This is a genomic window from Bacillus sp. 1780r2a1 (genome assembly GCA_024134725.1).
Taxonomy (GTDB): Bacteria; Bacillota; Bacilli; order Bacillales; family Bacillaceae_H; genus Priestia; species Priestia aryabhattai_A.
In genome coordinates, this window is the sequence record CP099863.1 from 2,605,443 (window position 1) to 2,631,136 (window position 25,694).

37 protein-coding genes and 1 riboswitch are annotated in these 25,694 nt (G+C 36.4%); of the genes, 11 read left to right on the plus strand and 26 right to left on the minus strand.

All coding sequences use genetic code 11. The features are described 5' to 3' along the window. Positions 1 to 50: 50 nt before the first annotated feature. Entirely contained in the window at positions 51 to 464 is a 414-nt protein-coding gene (locus NIZ91_13030; GenBank protein ID USY53677.1) for a hypothetical protein, read from the minus strand. A gap of 346 nt (positions 465 to 810) precedes the next feature. On the opposite strand from NIZ91_13030, the gene NIZ91_13035 reads away from it, so the two are divergent. Beyond that, positions 811 to 1,590 carry an undecaprenyl-diphosphate phosphatase gene (locus NIZ91_13035; GenBank protein USY53678.1) on the plus strand — a complete coding sequence of 260 codons (780 nt, stop codon included), beginning with the start codon at positions 811 to 813 and terminating at the stop codon, positions 1,588 to 1,590. 1 nt (position 1,591) lies between these two features. After that, positions 1,592 to 1,918: a hypothetical protein gene (locus tag NIZ91_13040; GenBank protein ID USY53679.1), complete on the plus strand. Its 327-nt coding sequence runs from the start codon at positions 1,592 to 1,594 to the stop codon at positions 1,916 to 1,918. 39 nt (positions 1,919 to 1,957) lie between these two features. Here NIZ91_13040 and qoxD read toward each other — a convergent pair whose 3' ends face one another. From qoxD to NIZ91_13090, 10 genes are all read right to left on the minus strand, one after another. After that, on the minus strand, positions 1,958 to 2,266 hold the full coding sequence (qoxD, locus tag NIZ91_13045) for a cytochrome aa3 quinol oxidase subunit IV (GenBank protein USY53680.1): 309 nt from the start codon (positions 2,264 to 2,266) through the stop codon (positions 1,958 to 1,960). A 3-nt stretch (positions 2,267 to 2,269) separates the two neighbouring features. Next, a complete protein-coding gene (gene qoxC, locus NIZ91_13050) occupies positions 2,270 to 2,878 on the minus strand; it encodes a cytochrome aa3 quinol oxidase subunit III (protein USY53681.1) in 609 nt (202 codons plus the stop codon). Beyond that, positions 2,878 to 4,821, minus strand: coding sequence for a cytochrome aa3 quinol oxidase subunit I (gene qoxB / locus NIZ91_13055; protein USY53682.1), 1,944 nt, complete (start codon positions 4,819 to 4,821; stop codon positions 2,878 to 2,880). Before qoxB ends, qoxC begins: the two co-directional genes overlap by 1 nt. Before the next feature lie 38 nt (positions 4,822 to 4,859). After that, entirely contained in the window at positions 4,860 to 5,831 is a 972-nt protein-coding gene (qoxA, locus tag NIZ91_13060; GenBank protein USY53683.1) for a cytochrome aa3 quinol oxidase subunit II, read from the minus strand. Positions 5,832 to 6,392: 561 nt separating this feature from the next. Then, entirely contained in the window at positions 6,393 to 6,920 is a 528-nt protein-coding gene (locus NIZ91_13065) for a hypothetical protein (GenBank protein ID USY53684.1), read from the minus strand. A gap of 163 nt (positions 6,921 to 7,083) precedes the next feature. After that, positions 7,084 to 7,344 (minus strand): metal-sensitive transcriptional regulator, encoded by a 261-nt coding sequence (locus NIZ91_13070; GenBank protein ID USY53685.1) that lies wholly within the window; start codon positions 7,342 to 7,344, stop codon positions 7,084 to 7,086. A gap of 37 nt (positions 7,345 to 7,381) precedes the next feature. Further along, positions 7,382 to 7,726 carry a rhodanese-like domain-containing protein gene (locus NIZ91_13075; GenBank protein ID USY53686.1) on the minus strand — a complete coding sequence of 115 codons (345 nt, stop codon included), beginning with the start codon at positions 7,724 to 7,726 and terminating at the stop codon, positions 7,382 to 7,384. Positions 7,727 to 7,897: 171 nt separating this feature from the next. Continuing rightward, positions 7,898 to 8,251: a fluoride efflux transporter CrcB gene (gene crcB, locus NIZ91_13080; protein USY53687.1), complete on the minus strand. Its 354-nt coding sequence runs from the start codon at positions 8,249 to 8,251 to the stop codon at positions 7,898 to 7,900. After that, the gene (gene crcB / locus NIZ91_13085) at positions 8,248 to 8,685 is read right to left on the minus strand and encodes a fluoride efflux transporter CrcB (GenBank protein ID USY53688.1); all 438 of its coding nucleotides are present in this window, start codon (positions 8,683 to 8,685) and stop codon (positions 8,248 to 8,250) included. Before crcB (NIZ91_13085) ends, crcB (NIZ91_13080) begins: the two co-directional genes overlap by 4 nt. A gap of 21 nt (positions 8,686 to 8,706) precedes the next feature. After that, positions 8,707 to 8,766, minus strand: a riboswitch (Fluoride riboswitch). A 200-nt stretch (positions 8,767 to 8,966) separates the two neighbouring features. Further along, positions 8,967 to 9,215 carry a YueH family protein gene (locus NIZ91_13090; GenBank protein ID USY53689.1) on the minus strand — a complete coding sequence of 83 codons (249 nt, stop codon included), beginning with the start codon at positions 9,213 to 9,215 and terminating at the stop codon, positions 8,967 to 8,969. A 638-nt stretch (positions 9,216 to 9,853) separates the two neighbouring features. On the opposite strand from NIZ91_13090, the gene NIZ91_13095 reads away from it, so the two are divergent. Continuing rightward, a complete protein-coding gene (locus tag NIZ91_13095) occupies positions 9,854 to 10,960 on the plus strand; it encodes a processed acidic surface protein (GenBank protein USY53690.1) in 1,107 nt (368 codons plus the stop codon). A gap of 1 nt (position 10,961) precedes the next feature. After that, positions 10,962 to 11,639 carry a class D sortase gene (locus NIZ91_13100; GenBank protein USY53691.1) on the plus strand — a complete coding sequence of 226 codons (678 nt, stop codon included), beginning with the start codon at positions 10,962 to 10,964 and terminating at the stop codon, positions 11,637 to 11,639. A 36-nt stretch (positions 11,640 to 11,675) separates the two neighbouring features. Here the strand turns inward: NIZ91_13100 and NIZ91_13105 are convergent, their stop codons facing one another. Then, positions 11,676 to 12,473 carry a sulfite exporter TauE/SafE family protein gene (locus tag NIZ91_13105; protein USY53692.1) on the minus strand — a complete coding sequence of 266 codons (798 nt, stop codon included), beginning with the start codon at positions 12,471 to 12,473 and terminating at the stop codon, positions 11,676 to 11,678. A gap of 222 nt (positions 12,474 to 12,695) precedes the next feature. Between NIZ91_13105 and NIZ91_13110 the strand changes: the two genes are divergently transcribed. Continuing rightward, positions 12,696 to 13,262, plus strand: coding sequence for a GNAT family N-acetyltransferase (locus tag NIZ91_13110; protein USY53693.1), 567 nt, complete (start codon positions 12,696 to 12,698; stop codon positions 13,260 to 13,262). A gap of 127 nt (positions 13,263 to 13,389) precedes the next feature. Continuing rightward, the gene (locus tag NIZ91_13115) at positions 13,390 to 13,824 is read left to right on the plus strand and encodes a hypothetical protein (GenBank protein USY53694.1); all 435 of its coding nucleotides are present in this window, start codon (positions 13,390 to 13,392) and stop codon (positions 13,822 to 13,824) included. An 18-nt stretch (positions 13,825 to 13,842) separates the two neighbouring features. Here NIZ91_13115 and NIZ91_13120 read toward each other — a convergent pair whose 3' ends face one another. Beyond that, on the minus strand, positions 13,843 to 14,595 hold the full coding sequence (locus NIZ91_13120; protein USY53695.1) for a GTP pyrophosphokinase family protein: 753 nt from the start codon (positions 14,593 to 14,595) through the stop codon (positions 13,843 to 13,845). A 304-nt stretch (positions 14,596 to 14,899) separates the two neighbouring features. Here NIZ91_13120 and NIZ91_13125 point away from each other — a divergent pair, with 304 nt between their 5' ends. Beyond that, positions 14,900 to 15,529: a YitT family protein gene (locus tag NIZ91_13125; protein ID USY53696.1), complete on the plus strand. Its 630-nt coding sequence runs from the start codon at positions 14,900 to 14,902 to the stop codon at positions 15,527 to 15,529. Positions 15,530 to 15,589: 60 nt separating this feature from the next. On the opposite strand, the gene NIZ91_13130 is transcribed toward NIZ91_13125, so the two are convergent. Both NIZ91_13130 and NIZ91_13135 read right to left on the minus strand, forming a co-directional pair. Continuing rightward, a protein-coding gene (locus tag NIZ91_13130) for an IS3 family transposase (protein USY53697.1) occupies positions 15,590 to 16,740 on the minus strand; the annotation gives its coding sequence in 2 pieces (ribosomal slippage) (positions 15,590 to 16,467 and positions 16,467 to 16,740; 1,152 coding nt in all). 124 nt (positions 16,741 to 16,864) lie between these two features. Continuing rightward, entirely contained in the window at positions 16,865 to 17,863 is a 999-nt protein-coding gene (locus NIZ91_13135) for an NADP-dependent oxidoreductase (protein USY53698.1), read from the minus strand. A 132-nt stretch (positions 17,864 to 17,995) separates the two neighbouring features. On the opposite strand from NIZ91_13135, the gene NIZ91_13140 reads away from it, so the two are divergent. Continuing rightward, complete coding sequence (locus NIZ91_13140; protein USY53699.1) at positions 17,996 to 18,223, plus strand: hypothetical protein; 228 nt, start codon at positions 17,996 to 17,998, stop codon at positions 18,221 to 18,223. Position 18,224: 1 nt separating this feature from the next. Here NIZ91_13140 and NIZ91_13145 read toward each other — a convergent pair whose 3' ends face one another. Then, entirely contained in the window at positions 18,225 to 18,659 is a 435-nt protein-coding gene (locus NIZ91_13145; GenBank protein ID USY53700.1) for a hypothetical protein, read from the minus strand. A gap of 203 nt (positions 18,660 to 18,862) precedes the next feature. On the opposite strand from NIZ91_13145, the gene NIZ91_13150 reads away from it, so the two are divergent. Then, on the plus strand, positions 18,863 to 19,339 hold the full coding sequence (locus tag NIZ91_13150; GenBank protein USY53701.1) for a GyrI-like domain-containing protein: 477 nt from the start codon (positions 18,863 to 18,865) through the stop codon (positions 19,337 to 19,339). A gap of 25 nt (positions 19,340 to 19,364) precedes the next feature. On the opposite strand, the gene NIZ91_13155 is transcribed toward NIZ91_13150, so the two are convergent. The 4 genes from NIZ91_13155 to NIZ91_13170 form a co-directional block, all read right to left on the minus strand. Beyond that, positions 19,365 to 20,000 carry a FusB/FusC family EF-G-binding protein gene (locus NIZ91_13155; GenBank protein ID USY53702.1) on the minus strand — a complete coding sequence of 212 codons (636 nt, stop codon included), beginning with the start codon at positions 19,998 to 20,000 and terminating at the stop codon, positions 19,365 to 19,367. A 127-nt stretch (positions 20,001 to 20,127) separates the two neighbouring features. Further along, the gene (locus NIZ91_13160; protein ID USY53703.1) at positions 20,128 to 20,385 is read right to left on the minus strand and encodes a CD3324 family protein; all 258 of its coding nucleotides are present in this window, start codon (positions 20,383 to 20,385) and stop codon (positions 20,128 to 20,130) included. A 325-nt stretch (positions 20,386 to 20,710) separates the two neighbouring features. Further along, the gene (locus tag NIZ91_13165) at positions 20,711 to 21,190 is read right to left on the minus strand and encodes a hypothetical protein (GenBank protein ID USY53704.1); all 480 of its coding nucleotides are present in this window, start codon (positions 21,188 to 21,190) and stop codon (positions 20,711 to 20,713) included. Between the two features lie 111 nt (positions 21,191 to 21,301). Further along, a complete protein-coding gene (locus NIZ91_13170; GenBank protein USY53705.1) occupies positions 21,302 to 21,457 on the minus strand; it encodes a YvrJ family protein in 156 nt (51 codons plus the stop codon). 154 nt (positions 21,458 to 21,611) lie between these two features. Here NIZ91_13170 and NIZ91_13175 point away from each other — a divergent pair, with 154 nt between their 5' ends. After that, positions 21,612 to 22,094 carry a DUF2798 domain-containing protein gene (locus NIZ91_13175; GenBank protein ID USY53706.1) on the plus strand — a complete coding sequence of 161 codons (483 nt, stop codon included), beginning with the start codon at positions 21,612 to 21,614 and terminating at the stop codon, positions 22,092 to 22,094. A gap of 98 nt (positions 22,095 to 22,192) precedes the next feature. Here NIZ91_13175 and NIZ91_13180 read toward each other — a convergent pair whose 3' ends face one another. From NIZ91_13180 to NIZ91_13205, 6 genes are all read right to left on the minus strand, one after another. Continuing rightward, entirely contained in the window at positions 22,193 to 22,594 is a 402-nt protein-coding gene (locus tag NIZ91_13180) for a disulfide oxidoreductase (protein USY53707.1), read from the minus strand. Next, complete coding sequence (locus NIZ91_13185) at positions 22,591 to 23,307, minus strand: DsbA family protein (protein ID USY53708.1); 717 nt, start codon at positions 23,305 to 23,307, stop codon at positions 22,591 to 22,593. Before NIZ91_13185 ends, NIZ91_13180 begins: the two co-directional genes overlap by 4 nt. A 64-nt stretch (positions 23,308 to 23,371) precedes the next feature. Continuing rightward, positions 23,372 to 24,193: a M56 family metallopeptidase gene (locus NIZ91_13190; protein ID USY53709.1), complete on the minus strand. Its 822-nt coding sequence runs from the start codon at positions 24,191 to 24,193 to the stop codon at positions 23,372 to 23,374. After that, entirely contained in the window at positions 24,190 to 24,609 is a 420-nt protein-coding gene (locus NIZ91_13195) for a BlaI/MecI/CopY family transcriptional regulator (protein USY53710.1), read from the minus strand. The genes NIZ91_13190 and NIZ91_13195 overlap by 4 nt, the downstream gene beginning before the upstream one ends. A gap of 64 nt (positions 24,610 to 24,673) precedes the next feature. Further along, entirely contained in the window at positions 24,674 to 24,886 is a 213-nt protein-coding gene (locus NIZ91_13200) for a DUF2922 domain-containing protein (GenBank protein ID USY53711.1), read from the minus strand. Positions 24,887 to 24,901: 15 nt separating this feature from the next. Then, a complete protein-coding gene (locus NIZ91_13205; protein ID USY53712.1) occupies positions 24,902 to 25,123 on the minus strand; it encodes a DUF1659 domain-containing protein in 222 nt (73 codons plus the stop codon). A gap of 120 nt (positions 25,124 to 25,243) precedes the next feature. Here NIZ91_13205 and NIZ91_13210 point away from each other — a divergent pair, with 120 nt between their 5' ends. Further along, a complete protein-coding gene (locus tag NIZ91_13210) occupies positions 25,244 to 25,693 on the plus strand; it encodes a hypothetical protein (protein ID USY53713.1) in 450 nt (149 codons plus the stop codon). The last annotated feature ends 1 nt before the right edge of the window (position 25,694 follow it).

The following is a 25,694-nucleotide window of genomic DNA, read 5'->3' on the forward strand; positions in this document are numbered from 1 at the left end:
TAAAAAATAACGAAGAAGAAAGCTCCGATATTTCTATACGGAGCTTTCTTTTATAATTCTAATTCTTTTCGTAAATTAGTGATATCATAGGTAAATTCAAAAAAATAAATTTTGTTTTCATTGTCGTATAGCATGAGCACAGGCTGTTCGTTTGGGCTTAATACCACAACTGCTTCACTAGCTAACACCTCTAAACCTTTTTGCTGGACTTGTACAGCCGGGTCCAGAGGTACCTTTACTAAATAACCGGTTTTAGGTAAAGGGTTTACTTTTTTGTAAATTCCAGTGATAGAAGCAATGCTTTTTTCTACTTCTTTTTGAACAACTTCAGTTTTATCAGCTACTCGAATGACTTTACCCGTATCAAGTTGAAACACTTCCACTTTAGGTTGTTCTCCCATTGCCACATGTGAATGAATTCCAATGAAGCATAAAATAAGTGCTATACACACTTTTTTTATCATGAGTTCCCACCTCCGTTTGATGAATACAAATTTGTATACCGCAAGCTAAATATCCATTTTTCTTGCACAAACGTTATGTTGGTTTCAACCTTATCGTTTGTGTAATTACTTGAGATTATCCATGTTGATTTCAACCTTCCCCGCAAAGATTCACCTTTTGATTTAGTCATTTTTTGTGCTCTAACTTCTTTTTCACCATAATCACTAGTTGCTGCACACTGTCAAGCAAACCGCTGGTTGACTCTAACTATTTTTTACTTTATTTCACCATTCTCGTTAATTTTTGTCATGTTCATGCCTTTTGATCGATACAATGATACAAGGACACGCTTTAAGAGGTGAAAATATGTCATGGATTGAAGCATTAATTTTAGGAATTATTCAAGGGCTAACAGAATTTTTGCCCATTAGTAGCACAGGACACTTGTATTTAGGCAGACACTTATTTGGATTAGATAGCGCTGGTCTGTATTTAGATACGATGTTGCATATAGGTACCTTGCTAGCTGTTTTCGTGTTTTATAAAGACGAGCTGTGGCACATGATTCGTCATCCGTTTAGCAAGCTTACCTTTTTGCTAATCATTGGTACGATTCCAGCTGTTATAGTTGGCTTATTATTTAAAGATTATTTCGAAGAAATTTCAATTACTGGTTCTACAATTGGTTGGGAGTTCCTTGTAACAGGCCTTTTCTTATGGTTTGCTGATTCAGTGAAAAAAGGAGCTAAAAAGATGCACGATATCTCCTATAAAGACGCACTGTTTATCGGTACCTTTCAAGCAGCAGCCATCTTCCCTGCTGTTTCACGTTCTGGTTTAACAATGGCTGCTGCTTTAATGCGCAAGTTAGATCGAGAAACCGCTGCTTATTTTTCTTTTTTATTATCAACGCCAGCCATATGTGGAGCCGTTCTTTTACAGCTTAAAGATGTCGTTGGTGGTGGCGTAGAATACATTTCATTTTTCTCCTTATTTGTCGCAACATGTTCAGCTGCACTTTTTGGCTATATGGCCGTAAAATGGATGATTCACTACTTAAAGCACCATTCCCTAAAGACATTTGCTGTTTACGTATGGATTCTTGGCTTAATTGTTTTAGTATGTCAATTTACGGGGGTCTTTTAAGATGACATCAGCTCGTATGCTGTTTTTAGGAATTTTTTTTATTGGAATAATCGTTGTGATTAGCTACATGGACAACGAATCTCAGGAATACTTTGAAACCGTTTCTCCTCTTTCTTTAGACAGCGGTGAGATAGAGGCTTCAAGTAGCGAAGAAAGCATTGAAATGAGCTTAAAAAATGTACTTATAACAACTGAGAGAATTAATGGGTTTGATGTTGAAGTTTATGAAGAATACGAGGTATATACAAATGAAGATGGCGAAGTGGTTGACCGAGTCGCCACAGGTCATTATCAAACACTTCGATATAAAGCTTCTGCCAATGAATAATAAAAAAGCCACTTACTTTTGCGTAAGTGGCTTTTTGTATTAATGGTTAAAGTGATCTGCTAAAATCCAAAGCGTACCAACAACAATACATAGTGCAATAAAGAAGCTATAAAGCATATTTGCAACTTGTACCTTGCCGTTTTCACTTTCAGTCATGTGCATGAACATTACAAGCTGCATAGCTGCTTGTAAGAACGCAAGAATTGAGATTAGTGTCATCGTTACGCCTCTTGATAAGTCAGCTAACATAACTAATCCAAGCGCTGCAAACGTTAGTGCTAAAGAAAGGATAAGCCCCATTACATGACTAAGCGGAAATCCTGCTTTTTGGCCTTGTTTGTTTTCCATGTCTTATCCCACCAATCCGTTCAAGTATACATACGTAAAGATGAAAATCCATACTACGTCAAGGAAATGCCAGTATAAACCGATAATAAATACTTTTCTTGCTGTAACAGGCGTTAAGCCGCGCTTTACTAACTGGATAATAAGTAAAATTGCCCAACCAATACCCATCGTTACGTGAAGTCCATGTGTTCCTAACAGCGCAAAGAATGAAGACAAGAATGCACTAGTTTGCATTGTTGCACCTTCGTGTGCTGCGTAAAGAATGAACTCTTCAATTTCATAGTACAAGAATCCTGCACCTAGTAATAGCGTAATAACAAGCCAAGTGATTAAACCTTTTAAGTTATTGTTACGCATATGCCAGACAACGATTCCCATTGTGAAGCTACTTACCAATAGTAAAACCGTTTGAATCATAAATGTTTCAACAACGTATAAATCTTGTGGTCCAGGGCCTCCAGCTGTACGAGTGTGATACGTTAAATACGTGACAAACAGCGTAGAGAACAGTGCAATTTCCGCACCCAAGAAAATCCAGAAGCCGAGAATATTCATTCGGCCCTGGTGATCTTGATACTCGAGTGGTAAAGATTTATCTAAATGTCCACCCATTATTTGTCACCCCCTGTAATACCTTCTGTTTGTTTAATTTCATCTACCGGAACATAGAAGCCTTCATCATAGTCAAATGAACGTGCAACTAGACAAGCTAAAATTCCGATTAATCCGAAGATAGCCATTGGCATCCATTCAAAGACAAGTCCAAATCCACCGATGAACCAGAATACACCTGAAATGAATGGGATACCTGAGTTGCTTGGTAAGTGAATTGGTTTAATGTCTTCTTCTTTAATTTCTGTTTCTCCGCGTTTTTTCATGTGCCAGAACTCATCCATTTCTTTCACATGTGGAACTACCGCAAAGTTATAGTGTTGAACTGGTGATTTAGTCCACCATTCAAGCGTACGTCCATCCCATGGGTCGTTTGCAGTGTCGCGTTTGTTTTTCCAAGCGCTCCAAAGTAAATTTACAACCAATACGATAAAACCTGCACCCATTAAGAAAGCACCGATTGTTGAAATTAAGTTTAATGTTCCCCAACCTAATGTTTCTGAATAAGTTTGCATACGACGAGTCATACCATCTAGACCTAGGAAATATTGTGGGAAGAAACATACGTTAAATCCAACAACGAAGATCCAGAAAGAGATTTTTCCTAGTTTTTCGTTCAACGTGTGACCGAAAATCTTTGGATACCAGTAGTATAATCCAGCGAAACATGCAAATACTGTTCCTGAGATTAATACGTAGTGGAAGTGAGCTACTAGGAAGTAACTATTATGATACTGATAGTCAGCTGAAGCCATTGCAAGCATTACCCCAGTTACCCCACCGATAACGAAGTTCGGGATAAATGCTAATGACCATAGCATAGATGTTGTAAATTTAATACGGCCTTTATACATCGTAAAGAGCCAGTTAAATATTTTAACCCCGGTTGGAACGGCGATTAACATCGTTGTAATCGAGAAGAACGAGTTAACAGCTGGTGCGTTACCCATTGTAAAGAAGTGGTGAACCCATACAATGTAACTTAAGAACGCGATACCAACCATTGAGATAACCATCGCTTTATAACCGAATAGGTTTTTACGAGAATGTGTACTAATGATTTCAGAGAAAATACCGAATGCTGGTAAAATTACAATATATACCTCAGGGTGTCCCCAAATCCAGAATAGGTTTGCCCACATCATTGGGAGACCGCCGTTGGCAACGGTAAAGAATGCTGTGCCAAATACACGATCAAGCGTCATTAACGCAAGCGCTACTGTTAATACAGGGAACGCAAAGATAATGATAATTGACGTAATTAAAATTGACCAAGTAAACATTGGCATTTTCATTAACGTCATGCCTGGTGCACGCATTTTTAAAATTGTAACTAAGAAGTTAATACCTGTCATTAGCGTACCAACACCGGCAATCTGAATAGCAATTGCGTAATAGTTGTTCGCTATACTTTCACTAAATTCTTTTCCGGCCAGTGGAAAATACGATGTCCAACCGGCATCTGGAGCTCCTCCAATAACGAAAGAGATGTTAAATAACATAGCTCCCATAAAGAATGTCCAGAAACTTACTGCATTTAAGAACGGATATGCTACGTCACGCGCTCCAATTTGAAGCGGAACCACAACGTTCATTAAACCAATCAAGAATGGCATTGCCATGAATAGAATCATGATAACACCATGAGCTGTAAATACACCGTTATAGTGATGCGGGTTCAGGATATTCATATCCGGGAACGCTAACTGCATACGCATCATAAGTCCGTCTACACCGCCACGGAAAAGCATTAAGACGGCTGCAAGAATATACATTACACCAAGTTTTTTATGGTCTACTGTTGTTAACCATTCTGTCCATAACCATTTCCATTTTTTGAAATATGTTAAGACAAAAATGATACCGATGGTTGTCAAGACAATCGCTGCGTCAGCTGCATAAATGACGGGATCGCCAGTGACAAAGAATTCATCTAGCTTCATTATGTCTTCCCCCAATCGTACGTTTATTTAGGCCCTTATTAATGACCTGCATGTTCATCATGACCTTCATGCTCGTCATGGCTTTCTTTTTTGCTATCGTCGCTTCCATGGTTATGATTTCCATGTCCCATGTTCATACCGCGCTCGTCTACTTTACCAGGGATGTATGCATCTTTCGCATGGTTAACCCACTCTAAGTGTGTACCGTTAAACGTCATACGACCTACTACACCTGGTTCAATAATTTCATCATACTTCTCTTCAGTTAATGGCTTAGCTGTTGCTTTAACTTCGTCAACCCACTCTTCATAGTCTTCATGAGTTTGGGCTAACACTTCAAATTCCATATCTGTAAAGTGTTCACCTGAGAAGTTAGCACTTCGTCCGATATAAGAACCTGGGTTATCTGCTTGAAGGTATAAATCCATTGCCATGTTGTTCATTGAATACTTCTGTCCACCAAGCTCCGGTACCCAGAATGAGTTCATTGAACCTTGAGACGTCAATTCGAAACGAACTGGACGATCTTCTGGAATGTTTACATAGTTAACTGTTTCAATGTTTTCTTCCGGATAACTGAAAATCCATTTCCAGTTTGCTGAAGTAACATGAATTGTTAACGGTTCTTCAATTTTTGTTTGCTCATTTTTTGGTGGTTCTTCAAGAGCATAAATCGATTTTACAGTTGGGATTGCTAAAAGAATTAAGATAATAATCGGGAACGCAGTCCAGATAATCTCCATCTTTAAGTTACCCTCTTGCTCTGGTGGCTCATAGTCCATGTTGTCAGGTCTTTCACGATATTTAATAAGTACATAAGCAAAGATTGCAAATACTACTACGACCACAATCGCCATCATCCAAAGCGACCAAACAATAAGGTCAGCTTGTTCTTTAGCGACAGGACCTTGAGGATTCAAAACGGCTAATTCTGAACAGCCGCTCAAGAAAAATACTGAAAGTGCAGAGAATAAACCTGCTAGCTTCCAAAATCCTTTTTTTGGTTTCACTAAAAACTCTCCTTTCTAACAACTCATGATGCGAAGCCTCTACATTAGATCATCTCTAAAACTTTCTATCTAGTTAACTATAGAAAGCTTTAATACAAAATCTCTTTAAACTCATGTCATACATCAACCATTACTATTGTAATACAAAGTGACAATTTTTTCGTCACTTTTTGTCGATTTTCTTATTTTGAAAATATTCTAAAATAGTGTAAAAACATGAGGTCAAAGAACACTTCAATCCTTGCGATATTTTAGCATATATTCGACAAGGAATAAATGTAAATAAAAGGATGAATGTTGCATTTTCTTACCGAAACTTACCTTTTTGAAGGTAATTCATGTAATGTAAACGCAATCACCCTTGATACAAAAGGGGTTTCAACTATTATTGAATATTTTGTGACAAAATTCATACAGAAATGTGTCAATCACTATTCAAGTTTATTAGGTTTGATGACCGCCCATTTACAGTATATTACACATTAAATACTTTTGTTATATACTTCACAAAAAGTTCAAAAATTGACATGTATGTTGTCTACACAATAAAGAAGCTGCGCATTATTCGCGCAGCTCTTGATCCATATATTCTTTAATAGTTATGTCATCTCCTGACTTATTCAATAGGATAAGATCCGCTGGAAATGGCTTTTTAACGTATTTTGGCACAGGTTGATATGAAATAAAATATTCTCCTCTGGGAACTTTAATATCAAACGTGTAATTTTCATTTACAAGCGAGGCCTTCACTCGATGTATCTGTTTGCTTGGATTCTTCCCTAAAAATAGCGCATACGTTCCTTTGCTTGTATGTATGTCATCATATTCAACAAGATTGTTCATTTTTGTCATCACTTCAATTCGTAACCTTTTGCTCCATCCTTCTTTTAAAATGGCCATTCCTTCTCCGTTACCAGGAATAGTGAAGAGCGCAACATATGTGTCCGAACCGCTAATTTTTTGAATTTCTCGAATGTCAAGCTTTTTGGAACCGTTAATGTCCCCCATCCCTTTCCATTTTCTTATATGTTCTTCAACATCCTTAGCGCTGCTTTGAATTGGATATCTAAAAAATTCAATACCTCCCACAACAACACCTATAAGAATGATTAGAAATAAGAATCGCTTAAACTTTCGAATTGGTCTTCACGCTCCTTTCCATTTAATGAGTGACGTTAAAAAATAACATGTACGAATTATGCATGAAAATCAAAAAAAAAGCTATCAGACTTTCGTCAGATAACTTTTCTACTCATCGACTTTTTACTAATAAAGCGATTGCTTCTTCTACGACTTTTGCAGTCTCTTCTCCAGCTTGCTGTCTTTCAACAATACATTGTTCTAAGTTCAGCGCAACAATCTGAGCAATTGTTCGGTCGACTGCGCTTCGAACAGCTGATAATTGTGTTACAACGTCCTTACAATCTTTATCTTCTTCCATCATACGCAGCACGCCTCGCACTTGACCTTCAACCCGCTTTAACCGATTTTTAGTCTGGTCAGTATAATTCACGCAGTATCCCTCCTATACTTTGTGCGTTACTAATGACTTAGCCTTCACATGCACAGCAATATCCCTTCACTTGATAACCATACTTTTGCAACTTACGAATGCTTAAGTTTCTTGCAATTGTATCGGGTACAATAACCACTACTTGTTTTGATGGAATTTCAACATGCTGCCTTTCCAAATACGGTAGTGGAATGTGTATGGCTTTCTGACAAGGTTTATGTTTCATTTCATGAAAATGCCGAACATCTACAACTGCAATTTCCGTAGTCTCACAGTCGAGCGTAGAAAGCTTCTTAATTCCATGAACGGGCACATGACGATTATATAAACTAAACATAATGGCACAACAAACTAAGCTTACACCAATATAAAGTAGTATCATTGTATCCTCCCCGACGTAACTTCATACCCATATTAGTATCATCATAGCTGTCCTTTAGAACATACGTCAATAAAAAAGTTTCTTCATAGATATAGTTTTAATATAGAAAAGACGTGAAGAAAAAATAAATTAGCTTTTATCTAAATCACCATCTGTTAAAATTAAATTTTTTCAAAGAGCACCGACTAAGATTCCTATAAATGCTAATACAATACCTCCAATATAACTAAACGCCAAATAAGGAAATAAGACGGTATGCATTTTCTTTTCATGAAGGTGTATATTTTCCAGTTTAAACGTCGAAAATGTTGTAAATGCTCCCATAAACCCAACTCCCAAAAAAGAATACAGCCCAGACCCTACTCCTTTTCCAACAAGGATTCCAAGTAGAAATGAACCGACTAAATTGACACATAAAGTACCAACTGGAAAACCTGTAGTCGATTTTTGATTCATCCACGTACTTAGTACATACCGAGCTATCGCCCCTAAAAAACCTCCCAAAGCAATGAGTAAAGCCGTCATAGAAGCTGTTCTCCTTTCTTTTTCAATTTATTTGCTGAACGGTTTCCTACTTGGTAACCAAACCAAGACATCAGTAAACCACCAAATAAACTAAGTCCTACATAAAGAAAAGCCAACAGCAAAGTATCATTCTGTATTAAAGTAACCGTTTCAACGCTAAAGGTAGAGAATGTCGTGAAAGATCCCACGATTCCTGTACCAATACCTGCTAAAACGGCAGGAGGAAATGCGTTCATTTTAATCATTCGATATGTAAACCACCCTAAAATAAAGCAGCCAATTAGGTTCGTTATTAACGTTCCTAATGGAAAAGTGTATGCCCACCATGAGTGTGTAAATACACCCAGATAATAACGAAGCAGGCTTCCAAAAATTCCTCCTATACCTACTAATAAATAGTTCATCTTCTTCACCTCTTCCTTAATTATGAACAAAAAAATAAACTCCTACCCTGTATATGGGTAGGAGTCATTAGCTCTGCAGCAGTTTTGGCGAACTCCATCGCCTTTTATTTTCCATCCTACATTCATTTTTGCAAAATCCACTTCATTTATAAAGAGCTAACCATGGAAACCCAAAGAAAGTAACGGTTTCAATCTGCAACGCAAGGTTGGGTTGAGAAGTCTTATGATTTTAGAATCACTATGTAGTACATTTAAATGCCTGTATATTTAAAATAAAGTAAAAGGTATTATTATTCTTTCAGTTGCTCTTTTTACATCTCTCGTACCCAAAAGTTAATTTTGTTTGTTAGTTGCTCCGCTACCTCTCCGCTAACTCTAGAAGCTAACGATGCCCGTAGTCGGTCTTTGCACTCTTGAATTTCTTCTTCATAAGGGATAATGGTTGACCATTCCACATCTGGAATTGCAATTAGCGTTTGTTCTTCTTTTTTATTTTCATGAACAAATACATTTTCAATGACTTTTTCGTCTATGCGAATATGTGCTTTACGAATTTTCATCTACTTATCACCTCTATATAAGCTTTATGTGTATCATACGACACACATAAAGAAACATCAATGCGCATTAGCTTCTTTTTCAATGTTAAAGGGTTTAAAAACAGGGTATAGAATACTAGTTAAAGAGAAAGTAATGTTTCATATTTTAAATCTTTGTGAATATCTTGCAATGTTTATTGTATATATGCATTTTTTTGGTATGATGAGTATATTGAGATGTACCTAACTAAATGGAGGTTGAGGTAAACAATGGATCGTTCCCCAAAAGAAAAACGTCAAAAGCGCAAACAGTTCGTTGAGCGTTTAAAACTAAAAGGGATAAAAATTGAGCTTACAAAGCCTCGTTCTCATTTTTCAACCCTTTCATTACTAAAGCCTTAAAACGTAACGGTAACGAATATCACTACATACGCTCTTTTTCTCCCCTTTTTTAGCTACCTTAAATAGAGAGCGGTAACATTTACGAATAAAGACAGCTCACCTCTTTTTTAATAGAAAAGAGGTGAGCTGTTTTTTTAATACATTAACTTCCCGTGCGTAAGTTATTTTTTTCCATATAAAAACTTTAATATCTAGTATTGTAAAAATATTACTCATAAATTATAATCTTCTAGACTACATAAAAAGGAGAATACGAGATGAAAAAAGGTGTTTCAATTTTATTGGCTTTATTACTGATGGTTAGTAGTTTTCCTGGTGTATCGTTTGCTGCTCAATCCAAGACGTTTGAAGCAGACTTGAAGAACTACTTAACAACTGCAAGCACTACTCGTGGATTTGATGTTTCCAAAGAAGATATCGAGTTTTCACTTTCACTTTATGATGAGGAATTATCAAACTTTGATACAGTGGAAGAATTAAAAGAGTTTTTAGGTGAAGTCATTAAGAGTGACTTAAGTAATTTAAGCTTTATCTATGAAAACTATGACTTAAATCAAAAATCGCTTCAATCACTATTAGAAGAAAATGGTGAAGATTTAAATGACTATGTATTTGTTGATGATTTAGATCAAACAGTTTTCTTCTATTTAGAAGATGAATTCGACTACGCTGATGATGAAGAATATACGGACGAAATTAGCACTGACGATTTTGAATCCGCTTTACAAATGTTAGAAGACGAGTTTGGGTTAACGCGTGAAGAGTTAGAGCGTATTAACGACCACTTAATGTCAATTGAAGATGAGCTTGCAAATGAAGAAACGTTAAATCGCTTAATGGCACTTGCTGAGCGTCTAGCAGCTTTTGAAGATTTTGATACAACAACCGAACTAACTTCTGATCAAATTGCGGAATTAATGTCAATTTACAACGAAATGCTTTCTATCTTTAAAATGAAAGCAACTTATACGTTGATTCAAGATGGAACTGAAAAGCCGCTTTCTTTATTCGATTTAATGAATATGAAAGAACTAAAAAATGCTAGCTTAAAGATTAACCTATATACAGCTGACGGCAAATTTTTAGCTGATATGATTATCACAGGGGAAATGGTTGATTCAGATACGGTTGCAAATACAGGAAAGAGCATTGAAAAATCTGCTCAAAACGTAAATAACGTTGTAAAACAAGCACCTGTTAAAGAAAAGACTCAAAAAACAGAAGTAAAAAAAGCTGAAGTAAAGAAGACTGTTAAAGGGGCTCGCTTACCAAATACAGCTTCAAACTATTTATTAAACACTTTAATTGGAGCATCTATTGTTCTGTTAGCATTTGTTGCATATCGTAAAGTGAGACGAGCATAACATGAAACCAAGAAGTTCAAAAGGAAAAATCAGTCGCAAAAAGCGATTGATTTTTCTTTCCATTACTGTAGGAGTGCTTTGTTTTGGCCTATGGTTCACAACTACTAACGCTTATAAATTTGCCAAAGGATACTTTGCTTATAAAACAGGAGCTGTTGAACCGCAAGTAACAGAGCCAACTGAAGCAAAAACAGAACAGCCTCTAACGAAAGAAAGCAGTAATTCAGTAAAGCAAATAAAAAAAAGCGATGCATCCTATCCTTCACAGCCTAAAATAGGAGACTTGATGGGTGAACTAGAAATTCCTAAGCTAAATGCCACTCTTCCCATTTATCATGGTACTAACGAAGATGAGCTAGAAAAAGGCGTTGGTCATTTTGCAGACAGCGTGTTGCCTGGAGAAAGCGATAATTCCGTGTTGTCGGGCCACCGTGATACTGTCTTTCGAAAACTAGGTGAAGTGGGTGAAGGAGACTTGTTATTAGTTCATACAGCGGCTGGTTCATTTACCTACCGAGTTAATAAAGTGCGAATTGTCGATGCCGATGACCGTACGGTAATTGTTCCTAAGCCCCGAGCCACACTAACGGTCAGCACTTGCTACCCTTTTAACTTTATAGGCTCTGCGCCAGAACGCTACATCTTAGTAGCACATCTTATTTCATCAGAAACCACATAAAAAAGATAGCGTATAAATGACGCTATCTTTTTTTATTCAATGAAGAGAAATTGATTTTTTAAGTAAATCAAACCAAATTTTTAACGAAGTTGCGGTAATAACTATCGCTAAAACGACTTGGAGCGAACTCACTTTTGTCTTTTGACCAACAAAAGCTCCGACTGGCGCTGCTAATAAGCTTGCACCAATAATCATCAGTGCAGGTAGTAATAAAACTTGTCCCGTAGCCACTTTTCCGAAGGTTGTCCCAATGGAAGATAAAAAGGTTACTGCTAACGAACTAGCAATTGTCACTCTTACTGGTATTTTTAATATGGTAATCATAATTGGAACAAGCAGAAAAGCACCACCTGCTCCCACAATCCCTCCACATATACCTACGGATAGAGAAAGTGGGACAGCTAGTTTTTTTGAAAACCAGACGTCCATTTCGTACTCTCCTTTTGTTGGCCCCTTAGGTGCAAACATAAGGATTGCTGCAATCGTAGCCATTACTCCATAAATTAAATTAATGACATCTTCTGAAAATGAATTAGACAGAGTTGAACCGATGAGGCTTCCAAGCAATACGCTCGTTCCCATATAAATGATAAGTGATTTATGTAAAAAGCCGCCTTTTTTATAGGCAAGCGTTCCAGAAATTGATGCAAATAAAGACTGTACTGCTCCGATTCCCGCTACCTCATGCGCTGTAAATGCCCCTACTCCAATAAGAGGTGGTACAAAAAGTAAAACTGGATATAAAATAACTGAGCCTCCAATGCCAAGCATACCCGCTAAAAATGAGCCTAAAAATCCTAATGCAAATACTGTCAGTAATAATTGTACGTCCATCTTGTCACCTTCTAAATTACAAAATGCAGCCTTATTAGTAGTTCATACTTTCTTATTATAGCACTGTCTTGTTTTCATGTAGGATAATTCTTACCATTTATTTAACTTTTTATGTCTTAAAAATCATTCTGAACCATATAAAAATTCAAAAAAATAGTTTATAAATATGCTATGATGAAACTATATCTATAGCCTATTCTTATTGATTTCGGAGGTTGTTTTATGTTCGAGTATAAAATTGATAATGAGATTAGTTTACAGTTAATTGAGCCAAGTGATGCATTTCCACTTTTATCTCTTGTAAATGAATCACGACCTTACCTGCGAGAGTGGTTACCCTGGGTTGACAGCATGAGAAGCATCTCCGACTATGACGATTTAATTCCCGAATGGCGAACTCAATATTATAACAATCAAGGTTTTCAAGCAATTATTCGCTACTATGATGAAATTGCTGGCATGGTTGGATTTCATGCAATTAACTGGGGGAATAAAAGCACGAGCCTCGGCTATTGGATTGGTGAACAATTTCAAGGAAAAGGCATTATGACTAGAGCTGTACAAGGTTGCCTTACTTATGCCTTTGATACGCTGAAACTTCACCGTGTCGAAATTCGCTGTGGCGTTGATAACTACAAAAGCCGTGCCGTTCCCACACGATTAGGCTTTACCGAAGAAGGTATTTGCCGTGATGGAGAGTATTTATATGACCATTACCATGACCTTGTGATTTATGGACTTCTTCAGCATGAATGGAAGAAGCTAAATTCAAAAGAAACAACATTATAAAAAGCCACGCTGGCGCTGTCATGCGCTAACGTGGCTTTTTACCATAAATTAAACCATGCTTTATTCAGAATGTTTACTACTGAAAATCGTATATATATAATAAGCTAACATCATAGGAGTGAGCTCAATGATCTCTTTACATGCATGGAACTTATTAGTGGTTGCCTTATTTTTCATCTATCTACTAATTAAAAACTTATGTCCTTTATATCCGTTTAACGATCTTCAAAAGAAAACGTCCGTCCATCGCAAAAGCGAACTGTTCTATCAATATCTCCCTCTTTTAGTCATTGGATGCTGTCTGTACATCAACTCACCTTTTACCACTAAGCTAGCTTTTATTATTACTATTATCTTATTTATTTCTCACATCTTTACTTGGTGGTTTCCGTACATCTTAGGTGCTCACCGAGTAACAAAACATGAATATGAGCAACTTTATAGTAAAACCAGTAAACTACTGCCCCCAATTAGAAAAAATCTTGTTCCCGATAACCAACACCTCATTGTAACTCTCTTCTTGCTATTATTACTTATTCATGAGTTTATCATCATTTTCTAAAAAGAAGGTTGAATGCGTTCAACCTTCTTTTTTATTGTTTATTACAAGCTTTAGTAATTCTTCTGGTAAAGGAAATTTGACGTGATTAATCTCAAGCTCATTTGCTTCTTCTTGTTCACCATCTACAAGCTTTAAGTAATTGATTTCTTCATGAAGCTTTTCCATTTTACGATCTAATTCTGCTGCTGTAACTGCCGCTTCTTTTAATTCATCTATCAGCTGCTTTGGAACCTTTTTATTATATTTATAGTAAATTTTATGTTCAAGGCTGGCCCAGAAGTCCATAGCAATAGAACGGATTTGAAGCTCGATAAATACATTTTCTTGCCTATCGGACATAAAGACCGGGATTTCGATAATAAGATGCAGGCTTTGATATCCATTTGTTTTTGGGTTTTCTATGTAATCCTTACATTCAACGATTTTAATATCTTTTTGACTTTGAATCATATCGCGAAGCTTATATATATCAGAGATAAAAGAACACGTTACTCGAATGCCTGCAATATCTTTTAAATTTTCTTTAATCCAATCTAAAGATAACTCTCCGTTCTTTCGATACACTTTTTTTAGAATGCTTTCGGGCGATTTTAAACGGGTTTTAATATGTTCAATTGGATTGTAATCATGTACATATTCAAATTCTTGTTTTAATACATTGATTTTCGTGCTCATTTCATCTAAAGCAAACTTATAAGCCATCATAAATCTTGTTAATGTTTGCTTCATTGTCTTTAATTGTGTTACATCAACGGAATGATTCATCTTCATGCTGCCTCTTTTCTTCTTTTAGCTAATACACTACGCTTTTATTTTACCAACTAGGAAACGCTTTACACAAATTTCTGCTCACCTTTTCTATTTTCCAAATATACATTTTATATTCATTCTAAGATTCCAATTATACACAGAAAAGTTAAACTAATTTAAATTATCTTACTTTTTATAATTGTGTTAGAATCTCTTACAATTATAGATACAAAGCGTTTTTTTTGTAGTACAATAAGACTTGTGATATCGGAAAATGAGAATTTATATACAAAAAAATTAATTTATATACAAAGGGGTAGTAAAAATGAACAGGGTGAAACAATGGGTATGGATTACAGTTGGATGCTTTTTCGTTGCAGCTGGCATTCAATTTTTAACTGCTTCAAGCCTCGTTATTGGCGGAACAGCAGGATTGGGGATTGTACTTGAACAATTAAGTAACATTTCATTTGGCATGCTTTTCTTTATTATTAACCTACCATTTTATTTCATGGCCATTACTCAAATTGGTTTGCAGTTTACAATCCGAAGCTTCATAAGCGTTAGCTTAATGTCTATTATGTCAGATATTCTTGCAAGCATGTTGTCATTTCAGCTACCTCATCCACTACTCTCTGCAATTACAGCAGGTATTATCATTGGAATTGGGCTTATTATTTTGTTCCGAAACGGCTCTTCACTTGGTGGTATTAATATGCTTTGCGTTTTTTTAGACAAAAGGTTTGGAGTGAATCCTGGAAAAACGATGCTTATTACGGATCTTTTTATTGTCGGATCAGCAACTGCCGTATTTGGAGTCATTCAGGTGCTTTATTCTCTATTAGCAATTTTCATTATGACAGGGTTACTTGGTCGTTACCATAAACGCTCAGCTATTGAGCGTAATCACAAACAAGAAAGTACAGAGGAACAGCAAACGGTGTCTGTTCTTTAACAAAAACCCAGCTTTGTATGGGACTGACCCCTGTTTTTGAGACAGGAATCAAAACACCTTTTAAACAACCAGTTTTCTGTATTGTACAGGAGACTGGTTGTTTAATTTTGTTTGAATACGGGCATGGTTATAATACGTAATATAGCTTTTGACGGTTTGCTCTACGATGGTAGTCGTAGTGTATGTCAACTCGTCAAGGTAGAACGTTTCAGACTTTAGTGAGGAATGAAACGATTCAATTGAGGCATTATCTGCGGGCGTCCCTTTTCGGGACATACTCATGATAATGCCTTTCTCTTTAATTGTTTGTTGATAAGCATACGATGTGTACACAGAGCCTTGATCACTATGCAACGTGCACCCTTCCGGTAGAGAAGGGAGTTGGTTAAGCGTGTCTAAAACAAACGCGACATTTTGACAATCACCTATGGAATACGCAATAATCTCTCCGTTAAATAAATCTTGAATACTTGAAAGATACAATGGTTTCGGCCCAAAAGGCAAGTACGTAATATCGGTCACGAGCTTTTGGAGAGGGCGTTCAGCTTGAAAGTCACGATTTAATACATTCTCTGCAACCTGATAAGGTTGCCCTGTTCGCTGCCGTTTCTTTCGTTTAACACGACATTGCCAACCGTATTTCTGCATGGTACGCTGCACAAACTTGTGGTTAATCTTCATGGTTCGCTTGAGTACAGCTGTGATTTTTCGATAGCCATATCGAAACTTGTGTGCACGACATTGTTCACCCACTTGCTGTTCCATCCATTTCTTTCGTGTATCCTGTTGACTATGCTGCTTCCAACGGTAGTAAGTGGATCGGGGAATACCAAGATGGAAACAGATTTGATAAATAGGGATTTGTTCTTTTAACTCTTCCACTAGGTTCACTGCGATTTCTGGTACCACTTCCTTTCCAATTCCTTGTACTTTTTTAAAATCTCGATTTGTTGCTTTAACTGTCGGTTCTCAGCCTCTAACTTCGCTGTCTCGCTTTCAAAATCAGGACCTTTTCCATAGGCATATTGCTTGCCTACTGGCTGTTCCAACCGGTGTACATTCCCAGTTTGATACCACTTCATCCACGTTTTTAATTGGGTAGGATTTCGAATGTTTAGTTGTGATAAGACTTCTTTTACAGGTACACCGGCTAATCTCATTTCAATTGCCTTTAACTTTAGTTCGACTGGATAACTGACTCTTGTTCCCATAGAAAAAACACCTCCAAGTGATGGTTAGGTACTACATACCCAGTTTTCAACTTAAAGGTGTTTTTTATTTGTCTCACTTTACGGGGTCAGTCCCGTATAAAGGCTGGGTTTTTAATATAAGCCGTTACTCGGCTACTTTTACAAGCTGCTTTCCTAGGTTTGCACCACTAAACAATCCTAAAAATGCTTCTGGAACGTTTTCAAATCCTTCTACAATATTTTCACGATACTTGAGCTTTCCTTGCTGCACCCATTCCCCTAACTGTTGAATTCCCTCTTGAAAGCGATCTGCGTAATCAGCCACAATAAACCCTTTCATTAAAGCACTGTTAATTAAAAGCTGTGTTTGAATACGAGGACCAACATCCGGTTTTTCTAAATTATAAAGAGAAATTTGTCCACATAGTGGGATACGTGCATGCTTATTTAGAAGCCCTGCAACCACATCTGAAATTTCGCCACCAACGTTCTCAAAATATACGTCTACTCCGTTTGGACATGCTTCTTTTAAAGCCTCTTTTACGTTATCTGTTTTGTAGTTAATAACTGCATCAAAGCCAAGTTCGCCTTTTAAATAAGCAATTTTTTCTTCAGCACCTGCAATTCCAACTACGCGTGCGCCTTTTATTTTTGCGATTTGACCTACAATCATTCCAACTGCTCCTGCTGCGCCGGAAACAACTACCGTTTCGCCAGCTTTTGGCTGACCAATATCTAAAAGTCCGAAATAAGCAGTTAGACCTGGCATCCCTAATACTCCTAGTGCCGTTGAAACCGGAGCCAGTTCAGGGTCTATTTTTTGTATATGATCATCTAACACGACCGTATAACGCTGCCATGGTAGTAACCCTGTTACAATATCCCCTTGCTTATATGAGCTTGACTTTGTTTGAATAACTCGTCCAACAATTCCACCGACAAAAGGTTCACCAACTTGAAATGGGGGTACGTAAGACTTTTGGTCATTCATTCGTCCGCGCATATAAGGATCCACTGACAAATAAAGAGTTTGAACAACTACCTCTCCTTCTTTTGCTTCTGGCATAGGAATTTCTTCAAATTGAAATGTATCTGCTTCTGGCATTCCAGCTGGTCTTTTGGCAAAGATAATTTGTTCATTCATTTGTCTCGCTCCTTTTCATTCTGATTCTTTTTTTAAATATGTTAAAATAACCTTGCTTCTCTTATTGTAAAGAGAGTGCGTGCGATAATGCAAAGAATATGCTATACATATGGATAAAGGAGAAACGATTTTATGGAACTTATTCGTTGTAAACAAGACGTTGTTAAGAAACTAAATGATTATGTAGAAGTAACCCCTCCCGTCATTTTGTTTAAAGAAGGACATTTTTACTCTATTAAAATGGACATTAACTATAACTGGTTAGCACTAGATGAGGAAGGAAAAGAGCATATCCTTGCTTCTAATACTCGCAACATTCAAGAGGATTATTGGTTTAACTATCACTTCGAACTTTGCTGAGCTAGGAGATAACGTTTAGGCTTCTTGTATTTGTTTGAATGGTCACTCCGCTTGTTGAACGTGTAAAGAATTGAAGCGTCACGGTATACGTATTCGTTCCTTGAACAGCATTTTGATCTACCCATGAAAAAGGGATAGTATTATTTTGAATGAATCCCAGCGTTAATACCGCAGCTGCACCTTGGCGTAGGTTTTGGCTCATTAGCTGTTGACCATTTCGATACAAGCGCATCGTCACACCATACTCATAGCTTGTTAGTCCCAGTGGAATATTCGCTTCTACTCCTACAATTCCATCGATTTTTTTGGGCTGCTGAGGAATGGTTGTAGGCACAGCTAGTGTTAAAACTGTTGTCTCAGTGTTAAACGGAATCGATAAAGAGTTCGTAGTTTGGGTAGCAGACATTTGAATTCGGCTTTTGAATAAACTAATCATAGCGTTCGCTCCTTTATATTCGATTCATCAATGAAGAATAGACATTATTGAATATATACGAGAGCCAATTATGTCCTATACACATTTATTACATTTTATGTAAAGAAGAATTCTTTCACCTTTTTTTATCTGTTTTCCAATGCCTCATTGTATGTTAAAATCACGATAAGCTTCACTTTATCCCATTACATACGAGGTGGATTATGCAAGGTCAAATCGTTTATAAAGAAGGATTTTCAGTAGTTGGTGTTGCTCAAAAAAGATCTAAACTCAATAAAAGAGATGACGAGATAGTAAGAGCTCTTTGGGAGCAGATGGAACAGAATCAAAGTACCATTCCTCATCGAACGCATGATTATATCATGACAGGGATTTGTCTCCCTCCATGTGAAAATGACTACTTTTATATCGCTGGTATAGAAGTAAACGATTCAACCACTATCCCAAAAGGAATGAATGTTCACACGTTTCCCGCTTATACATATATACAATATGAGCACAAAGGAACATTTAAAAGCCTTGATAAAACTTACGAAATGATTCAAAAAAATTGGCTCTCTCAATCAGGATATCAAGCAATTCCTGGACCGACTTTAGAAATAGTTGATACATCTACACACTTTAACGTAGATAACGATATTGTAATAAAGATTTATATTCCTATAAAAATTGGTCAATAAAAAGCGAGGATTTACTCCTCGCTTTTTAATATAACCACTCAATAAATTCAGTTAACTTATCTCGATTTGTTAAGTGATTATTACACCATTCACTATCTTGGCAAATATAGTTTCCACGCTTTGTAAACGTGCCGTCTGAGCTTGCTTTTTTCTGGTTCATAAATAACCCTACATCAGAAATACGATGACAAATGGTACATACACCTTTATCCTGAATACGGTTAAATTCACCCGCAACTCCAATTAACTTTCCATGATGTTCTACGATAAGATATTTTTTATTGGCTCCATAATCATTCCACCCAATATAGGAGCAGAAGTTTAGATTGTCTTTAATTGTAGCAGGCACCTTTAATTTTTTTATTTTTTTAAATAGCTTTTTAATTGTTGTTTCGCTCATTTGTGGAAAAGGAATGATCAGCGAACTTAAGTGATTGAGCAGCAGCTCGCCTTCCTTACTGTCTGACAACATTGAAATAGGTGACAAGATATCTTTTTGCAACGGTGTTAGCTCTTCAAATTGATTAAACACTCGCTCAGCGGCAAGTGCTTTAATAGCACTTGTTACGTCGTGACTATTAGATTTCGCATAACTGTCAGAGATTAACTTTACTTGCTCACGTATAAGGTTGTATTGATGATGATTAATAAATGCTTCCATATTAAATCAAGCCTTTCTTTTATTCTACTTCTTATTATATGCTCAAGTCACTTTGCTAACATGGCAAAAACAGTTCTAAAAAAAGATATACATAAAAGCACTCATCATTTGATGAGCGCCTTCATAACTACTTTTTATAGACAATCTTTTTAATTGTTTCAACAGATAAAAAGTATTGCTCTGCTAGTTCATATATTGTATGGCCTTCTTGAAATGCTGTTTTAATGTCACAATTTCGTTTTTTCGTCCACTCTCGCGTACCTGAGCACGCTCCCCATTCTTTTCGGGTTGTACTTGGCACATAAATTGTTTCTCCTTGAACATATTTCTGAAGTTCTTTAACTAGCTCAGTAGGTAAAACCGTCGTTGCGTTCACATATTTCATTTCCGCTCGCTCCTTATTCTTTACTATAAATAAGGTGGCAAAGCCTATTAAATGAAGTGAACTAAGCAATGGGCGACTTAATCAAGCGTTTATCCCCATGCAAAGTATCGCCTTTCCATTTGTAGGCTTTGCATGAGTACGAACAGAAGCAGGTAAACAGCTGTTTACCATTCCCGATCACCTCCCCAAAACGAGATATCCACCTAATTATACCATTTCTCCATCCATATTCATGAAAAAAGCCGAGAAAATGTTCTCGGCTTTTCTTTCTCTTTATCCAATCTATAATTAATGATTTTATGTTCAGCTACATTATTTTTCAGAATTAGTTACGGTTCTTAAATTGTAAAAAGTCTCGATAAAGAGTAAATCGAAAGCGAGGGTAACGCTCCTTATGCTCGCGATATCCATAGGGAAGCATTAACGCAAACTTTCCTTTTTCAATTCCCATTACAAACTTGGTAGAGTCAAGAGGATATCCACGAACAACCCAGCGAGCTTTTTCAATATTTCTGACTACAACTTCTCCTAAATAAACGCCTAAACAACGTTCAAACTCTTCTTTGGTCAGATTAAAAAATGAAAAAGAATGCTGCTCTTCTACATCATAATATAGAAGTTCAATTATCTTTAAACTGTCTGGTGAAAAGTCCAAGTCAAATTCATCAACTAACTTGCTGATTTCTTTTAACTTTTGTAAGCACTGCTCTCTCACTTCATGATAATAATAGCTTGCTTCAAATTGGTTTTCACATGCTATTAAATCTGCTCCATAGCTTGTTGCGATGTCAGGGTATATGTTCATTACTTGAATCCCTCCACTTTTTATCTTAACAGCTAGACCAAGTATAACATGTCCATAAATGCAAAAAGCTTTTTTCCTCTATTTTACTAACACATGGATATTTCTCCACTTTTAAGTTGATTTATTTTCCCGCTGCCTTAGCTCATACGGTAACTTTTGAATTGACGTTACAACCATATCAAGCTTTGCTTCAATCCGATGTAGCAAATATAACGTCACTACAACCGGAAAGCCAACGTCTGAAATTAAAGAAAGCCAATCCGTCATTTTATCTTTCCCCCTTTAATGCTCTACTGCTGTATATATAGAGACTTCTCTCTTACAAAGGGATACACACATTAAAAAGTTCACACAATGTTCACTTACGAAGGAATTTTGAAATCTCTATACTTAACAAAGAATTCAAAAGGAGGATTATAATATGCCAACAACAAAAAAACAGGAAGTTTATTTTGGGATGATGATGTGCCTAGGTATGGTGTTTATTATGACAACGTATAATTTCATGCTAAGTGGAATGCTGGACGTGCTAACCCCGCTGCAAATGCTAAAAGAAATGATAATTATTTTTATTATTGCTCTTGCACTTGAATTAATAATAGTAGGTCCTATAGCTCACAAAGTTGTCTTTTCGCTACCTTTTAAGAAAGAGAAGAAACTTTATATGATCTTAACTTTATCTACTTGCATGGTAATAGGAATGGTGTTTTTCATGTCAATCTATGGACTTATTCATGCATCTATCGCTGGTTCTCTGACAAATCAACATGTACTAACTAGTTTCTTTACAATTTTTTCAAAAAATATAATGATCGCCTACCCAGCACAGATTCTTATTGTAGGACCTGCTGTCCGATTTCTCTTTTCAAGATTTCTTTCTATTAAACAAGCCTCTTCTTTGTAAGGACAGTACCTTTAGTTAATGTATAATGTGTTTATTTAGAACATATTTTATTTAAAAATAAGTAAGAGACCCTAAGCTAACAACTTAGGGTCTCTTACTTATTTTTGTCTTTTTAACATTACCATTAAAACTGTAATGATTGTAAACGCGACAAATGCTAAGAATGGTATTGTAATAAAACCAAGCCAATTAATATACTGACCTGAGCAAGGTATACCGCTTGTGCATGTTTCAAACGCTTGTAATGCAGGTATTTTCTGTAATGCATAGTGATAGCCTGATACAAGCATACCTACCACTGAAAAAGGCAGTACGTATTTACAAATTCTGTCATTTTGTTCATATACAGCTACGCCTAAAATGAGCACAAGTGGATACATTAAAATTCGCTGATACCAGCAAAATGTACATGGAATAAAATTAAATAATTCACTAAACGATAAGCTGCCAAGAGTTGCAACAATTGCAACAATCCAGCTTCCTATTAACGTTTTTTTCATTCTTGTCCCTTCTTCTCAGCTGCTTCTTTAACCATCTTATCAAAGTCTTCAGCAGTTGATCCTTCAAACGGCTTTCCATCTACAAAAAGAGCTGGTGTTCCAGAAACGTTTAGTTTTTTGGCATAAGACATGTCTTTTCGGAACGCTTCTTTAAACTCTTCGTTTTCATAAGCTTTCACTACTTTTTGCACATCTTCCTCATTTGCTACCTCACTAAGGGTATCTTGTAAAAATTGATCTGTAAAAATATCCTGCGTTTCAGCACCTGCTGAATCAGGTTGCTTCTCGTAAAGCAACTTATGGAACTTCCAGAATGTATCATTGCCTAGCTCTTTGTAAACCGTTTCAGCAAACTGAGCCGAACGAGTTGAGTCTACGTTAATAAAGGCATAGTTCATAAAGTAAAACTTCACTTTGCCTGTTTGAATGTAATCTTGATCAATCAATTGAAAGAACGTGTTGTTGAACTCTTTACAATGAGGACATTTATAATCACCAAATTCAATTACTTCAACTGGTGCATTTTCTTTCCCCAAAAATGGTTGATTTTCGTAACTAATATCAGCTTGTTCACTGCCTTTATTGATATTACCAAAGATAATAAACGCTAAAACAGCGACGCTCACAATTCCAATTGTCCAAAACAACCATTTAGAATTTGCAGACTGCTTTTTTTGAGCTCCTGTTTTTCCTTTTTTCTTTGACTTTGCCATTTTGCTTGCTGCAACTTAAATAGAAGCAGCTTTCACCTCTTTCTCAATATATTTTATTCATGCATTAATAAGCAAATACTGACCAAAGCAGTACAAACACTGTCACTGACTTTACCATCGTGAATGTTGGAATGTTCCAGGTGATAGTCATCCTTGGATTTACTAAGCACTTTATGCGATAATTTACTGCTGTTTCCGCAAAGGGTGCATATGTACAAGAAGCTTGCTCCCTTTGGTACTTAATCAGCTTTAAAAGCGCACTTCCAATTGGAAGTGGTGAATCTAGTGAATTAATTGCAGCACGATCAGCTAATAGTTCACTTATTAATTTGTAACGTTCATTGCTCCACCTAAGCACAGGGAGATACCACAGTGTGGACGCGCACAATGATAAAAGAAAAATTTTCAGTGGATCTTTATTGCGCGCATGAAACCCCTCATGATATAACACTGCTTCAAGTTCCTTTTCATTTAACAGGTTAACTAAGTTCGTTGAAACAACAATTTGAGGCTTCAGAAATCCTTTAGTTAAAGCAAACGGACGGGGGGATTTGACTACAATAACCCCTTGATAAATATTTTCATGCTTGTCTATGTAACAAGTTAAGCTTGATACTTTACTGACTTTGATTTGATAATGAAATTGGGACAAAAGCCAAAGCTGTTTAGTTAGCTTCCAGAAAACCAGCAAAAGAGTGTAAACCACAAACCCATATAAAACATACTGTGCCCACTTCCAACCGATATGCTCTACAGCGTGATAGCATAGAGTAAACACATTTAAATGGTGATCTGGATTTATGAGATAAACTGTCATTTGTACAAGCAAACTAATGGCTACTAGTATGGATGCGTAAAAAAGAATAAGAGATTGCTTTTTATTCATATTTCCTCGCTCGCTTTTAACGTTTTAATTTTTTGTTCCAAAAGCAAAAGCAGCTCTTCATCTGCTTCTTCTACTGCATCTAGCATATGACTCACGGCCAAAAGTCCAAATTCATCAATTAATTCAGACGTTAATTCCTTAGATTGCCCTTCTAAAAATTCCTGCTGTGACAGCACAGGTTGATAAACGGAAACTCTTCCTTTTACGCGCTTGTCCAATAGCCCTTTTTCTACAAGACGATTCATAACGGTCATAACCGTATTGAAATTGACTACCTTATCTTTTTCAAGGGCAATTTGAACATCTTTAATAGTCATTTGTTTTCCACGCCATATACATTCCATTACCTTTGCTTCTAGAGGTCCAAAAAAACGATTCAAGCCACTTTCCTTAAACTTAAACTGTTGAATCTTCATAAAAAAACCACCTCACACTACTCATTGTAGTGTGGAGGTGGTTTTTGGTCAAGGCAAAGCATCTTTAGATTTCAAATTCCGTTATGTTTCGCTCAATAATCTGTGCGCCTTTTTTTGATGTAAGCGTTCCACCATTTGATGTGAAAACATTGCTTGCTAGAATCTGATCCATTACTGCGCCAATGTCAGTAGCTTCAAGTCCTTCTTTTGGTTGCTCAATTGAAATACCCACTGTTTTTTGTTCTAAATTCAAAAATTGCATCGTTAATGTTTTCATTTAGCTCCCCCTCTATCATTCATTTACAAGCGTATATGTTACGACTTCTGCCACTTCAACAAGTGGCAGTAGCTGTAGACTCGCAATAGCTTTACTAGCTGTTAGCAACGCATCAGGTGAAGAAGCTAGTGCGATATTTGAGTATAATTTGGATTTTAAAATCATCGTTCCATCCTCCTTATCCCCGTTGTGAAATGTCATACGAAGCTGGCTTTTTTCCTGGATTTTTTCTGCCATTCTTCATTCCCCCTTTCGCCTTATATATAGAAATCTAAATAGGACCGAGGGATGATAGATACAAAAAAAAATCTCCTTTATAATAAAAGAAGATTGTGATAGAGAAAGAGGATTTTAACTATGAAAAGATGGATCTCACTGCTTATTTTTTTACTCACCTTGCCTATTGCTTCACATGTCTCAGCAAGTAACCATCACGTTGATGAACAAAAGCTCGGGCCGTTTTATTACACAGTATATAATGATGCACCTTCTCAAAAGTGGGATATTGGGGTATTAAACCATGAAGAAAAAACAAACATTTCTGAAACAAAGCTTAACAATGAAGGCCTACTCTTATTTAAAGAAACCATTGATGAGTTAGCAAAACTCTCTATCCAACTTGGTATTGCTTGTATGGTGTTAATGGGAATTATACTTTTTCTTATTTATCGGTTATTCAAAAGGAAGCGTTTATTTTTACGTATTTCCCTTTTAGCCTCGAGCGTTGCTTTTGCTTTTTTGCTTATTACAACTATAGAAATTTTTAAAAAGACTGAGCAAGCGAAAACTTTATTTTATTTAGTATAAG

What these genes read in the sequence shown, in the direction of transcription:
- NIZ91_13030 (USY53677.1), bottom strand. Translation starts at nt 464, where the DNA reads ATGATAAAAAAAGTGTGTATAGCACTTATTTTATGCTTCATTGGAATT.
- NIZ91_13035 (USY53678.1), top strand. Translation starts at nt 811, where the DNA reads ATGTCATGGATTGAAGCATTAATTTTAGGAATTATTCAAGGGCTAACA.
- NIZ91_13040 (USY53679.1), top strand. Translation starts at nt 1,592, where the DNA reads ATGACATCAGCTCGTATGCTGTTTTTAGGAATTTTTTTTATTGGAATA.
- qoxD (USY53680.1), bottom strand. Translation starts at nt 2,266, where the DNA reads ATGGAAAACAAACAAGGCCAAAAAGCAGGATTTCCGCTTAGTCATGTA.
- qoxC (USY53681.1), bottom strand. Translation starts at nt 2,878, where the DNA reads ATGGGTGGACATTTAGATAAATCTTTACCACTCGAGTATCAAGATCAC.
- qoxB (USY53682.1), bottom strand. Translation starts at nt 4,821, where the DNA reads ATGAAGCTAGATGAATTCTTTGTCACTGGCGATCCCGTCATTTATGCA.
- NIZ91_13075 (USY53686.1), bottom strand. Translation starts at nt 7,726, where the DNA reads ATGATACTACTTTATATTGGTGTAAGCTTAGTTTGTTGTGCCATTATG.
- crcB (USY53687.1), bottom strand. Translation starts at nt 8,251, where the DNA reads ATGACGGCTTTACTCATTGCTTTGGGAGGTTTTTTAGGGGCGATAGCT.
- NIZ91_13090 (USY53689.1), bottom strand. Translation starts at nt 9,215, where the DNA reads ATGAAAATTCGTAAAGCACATATTCGCATAGACGAAAAAGTCATTGAA.
- NIZ91_13095 (USY53690.1), top strand. Translation starts at nt 9,854, where the DNA reads ATGAAAAAAGGTGTTTCAATTTTATTGGCTTTATTACTGATGGTTAGT.
- NIZ91_13100 (USY53691.1), top strand. Translation starts at nt 10,962, where the DNA reads ATGAAACCAAGAAGTTCAAAAGGAAAAATCAGTCGCAAAAAGCGATTG.
- NIZ91_13105 (USY53692.1), bottom strand. Translation starts at nt 12,473, where the DNA reads ATGGACGTACAATTATTACTGACAGTATTTGCATTAGGATTTTTAGGC.
- NIZ91_13110 (USY53693.1), top strand. Translation starts at nt 12,696, where the DNA reads ATGTTCGAGTATAAAATTGATAATGAGATTAGTTTACAGTTAATTGAG.
- NIZ91_13115 (USY53694.1), top strand. Translation starts at nt 13,390, where the DNA reads ATGATCTCTTTACATGCATGGAACTTATTAGTGGTTGCCTTATTTTTC.
- NIZ91_13120 (USY53695.1), bottom strand. Translation starts at nt 14,595, where the DNA reads ATGAAGATGAATCATTCCGTTGATGTAACACAATTAAAGACAATGAAG.
- NIZ91_13125 (USY53696.1), top strand. Translation starts at nt 14,900, where the DNA reads ATGAACAGGGTGAAACAATGGGTATGGATTACAGTTGGATGCTTTTTC.
- NIZ91_13135 (USY53698.1), bottom strand. Translation starts at nt 17,863, where the DNA reads ATGAATGAACAAATTATCTTTGCCAAAAGACCAGCTGGAATGCCAGAA.
- NIZ91_13140 (USY53699.1), top strand. Translation starts at nt 17,996, where the DNA reads ATGGAACTTATTCGTTGTAAACAAGACGTTGTTAAGAAACTAAATGAT.
- NIZ91_13145 (USY53700.1), bottom strand. Translation starts at nt 18,659, where the DNA reads ATGATTAGTTTATTCAAAAGCCGAATTCAAATGTCTGCTACCCAAACT.
- NIZ91_13150 (USY53701.1), top strand. Translation starts at nt 18,863, where the DNA reads ATGCAAGGTCAAATCGTTTATAAAGAAGGATTTTCAGTAGTTGGTGTT.
- NIZ91_13155 (USY53702.1), bottom strand. Translation starts at nt 20,000, where the DNA reads ATGGAAGCATTTATTAATCATCATCAATACAACCTTATACGTGAGCAA.
- NIZ91_13160 (USY53703.1), bottom strand. Translation starts at nt 20,385, where the DNA reads ATGAAATATGTGAACGCAACGACGGTTTTACCTACTGAGCTAGTTAAA.
- NIZ91_13165 (USY53704.1), bottom strand. Translation starts at nt 21,190, where the DNA reads ATGAACATATACCCTGACATCGCAACAAGCTATGGAGCAGATTTAATA.
- NIZ91_13170 (USY53705.1), bottom strand. Translation starts at nt 21,457, where the DNA reads ATGACGGATTGGCTTTCTTTAATTTCAGACGTTGGCTTTCCGGTTGTA.
- NIZ91_13175 (USY53706.1), top strand. Translation starts at nt 21,612, where the DNA reads ATGCCAACAACAAAAAAACAGGAAGTTTATTTTGGGATGATGATGTGC.
- NIZ91_13180 (USY53707.1), bottom strand. Translation starts at nt 22,594, where the DNA reads ATGAAAAAAACGTTAATAGGAAGCTGGATTGTTGCAATTGTTGCAACT.
- NIZ91_13185 (USY53708.1), bottom strand. Translation starts at nt 23,307, where the DNA reads ATGGCAAAGTCAAAGAAAAAAGGAAAAACAGGAGCTCAAAAAAAGCAG.
- NIZ91_13190 (USY53709.1), bottom strand. Translation starts at nt 24,193, where the DNA reads ATGAATAAAAAGCAATCTCTTATTCTTTTTTACGCATCCATACTAGTA.
- NIZ91_13195 (USY53710.1), bottom strand. Translation starts at nt 24,609, where the DNA reads ATGAAGATTCAACAGTTTAAGTTTAAGGAAAGTGGCTTGAATCGTTTT.
- NIZ91_13200 (USY53711.1), bottom strand. Translation starts at nt 24,886, where the DNA reads ATGAAAACATTAACGATGCAATTTTTGAATTTAGAACAAAAAACAGTG.
- NIZ91_13205 (USY53712.1), bottom strand. Translation starts at nt 25,123, where the DNA reads ATGGCAGAAAAAATCCAGGAAAAAAGCCAGCTTCGTATGACATTTCAC.
- NIZ91_13210 (USY53713.1), top strand. Translation starts at nt 25,244, where the DNA reads ATGAAAAGATGGATCTCACTGCTTATTTTTTTACTCACCTTGCCTATT.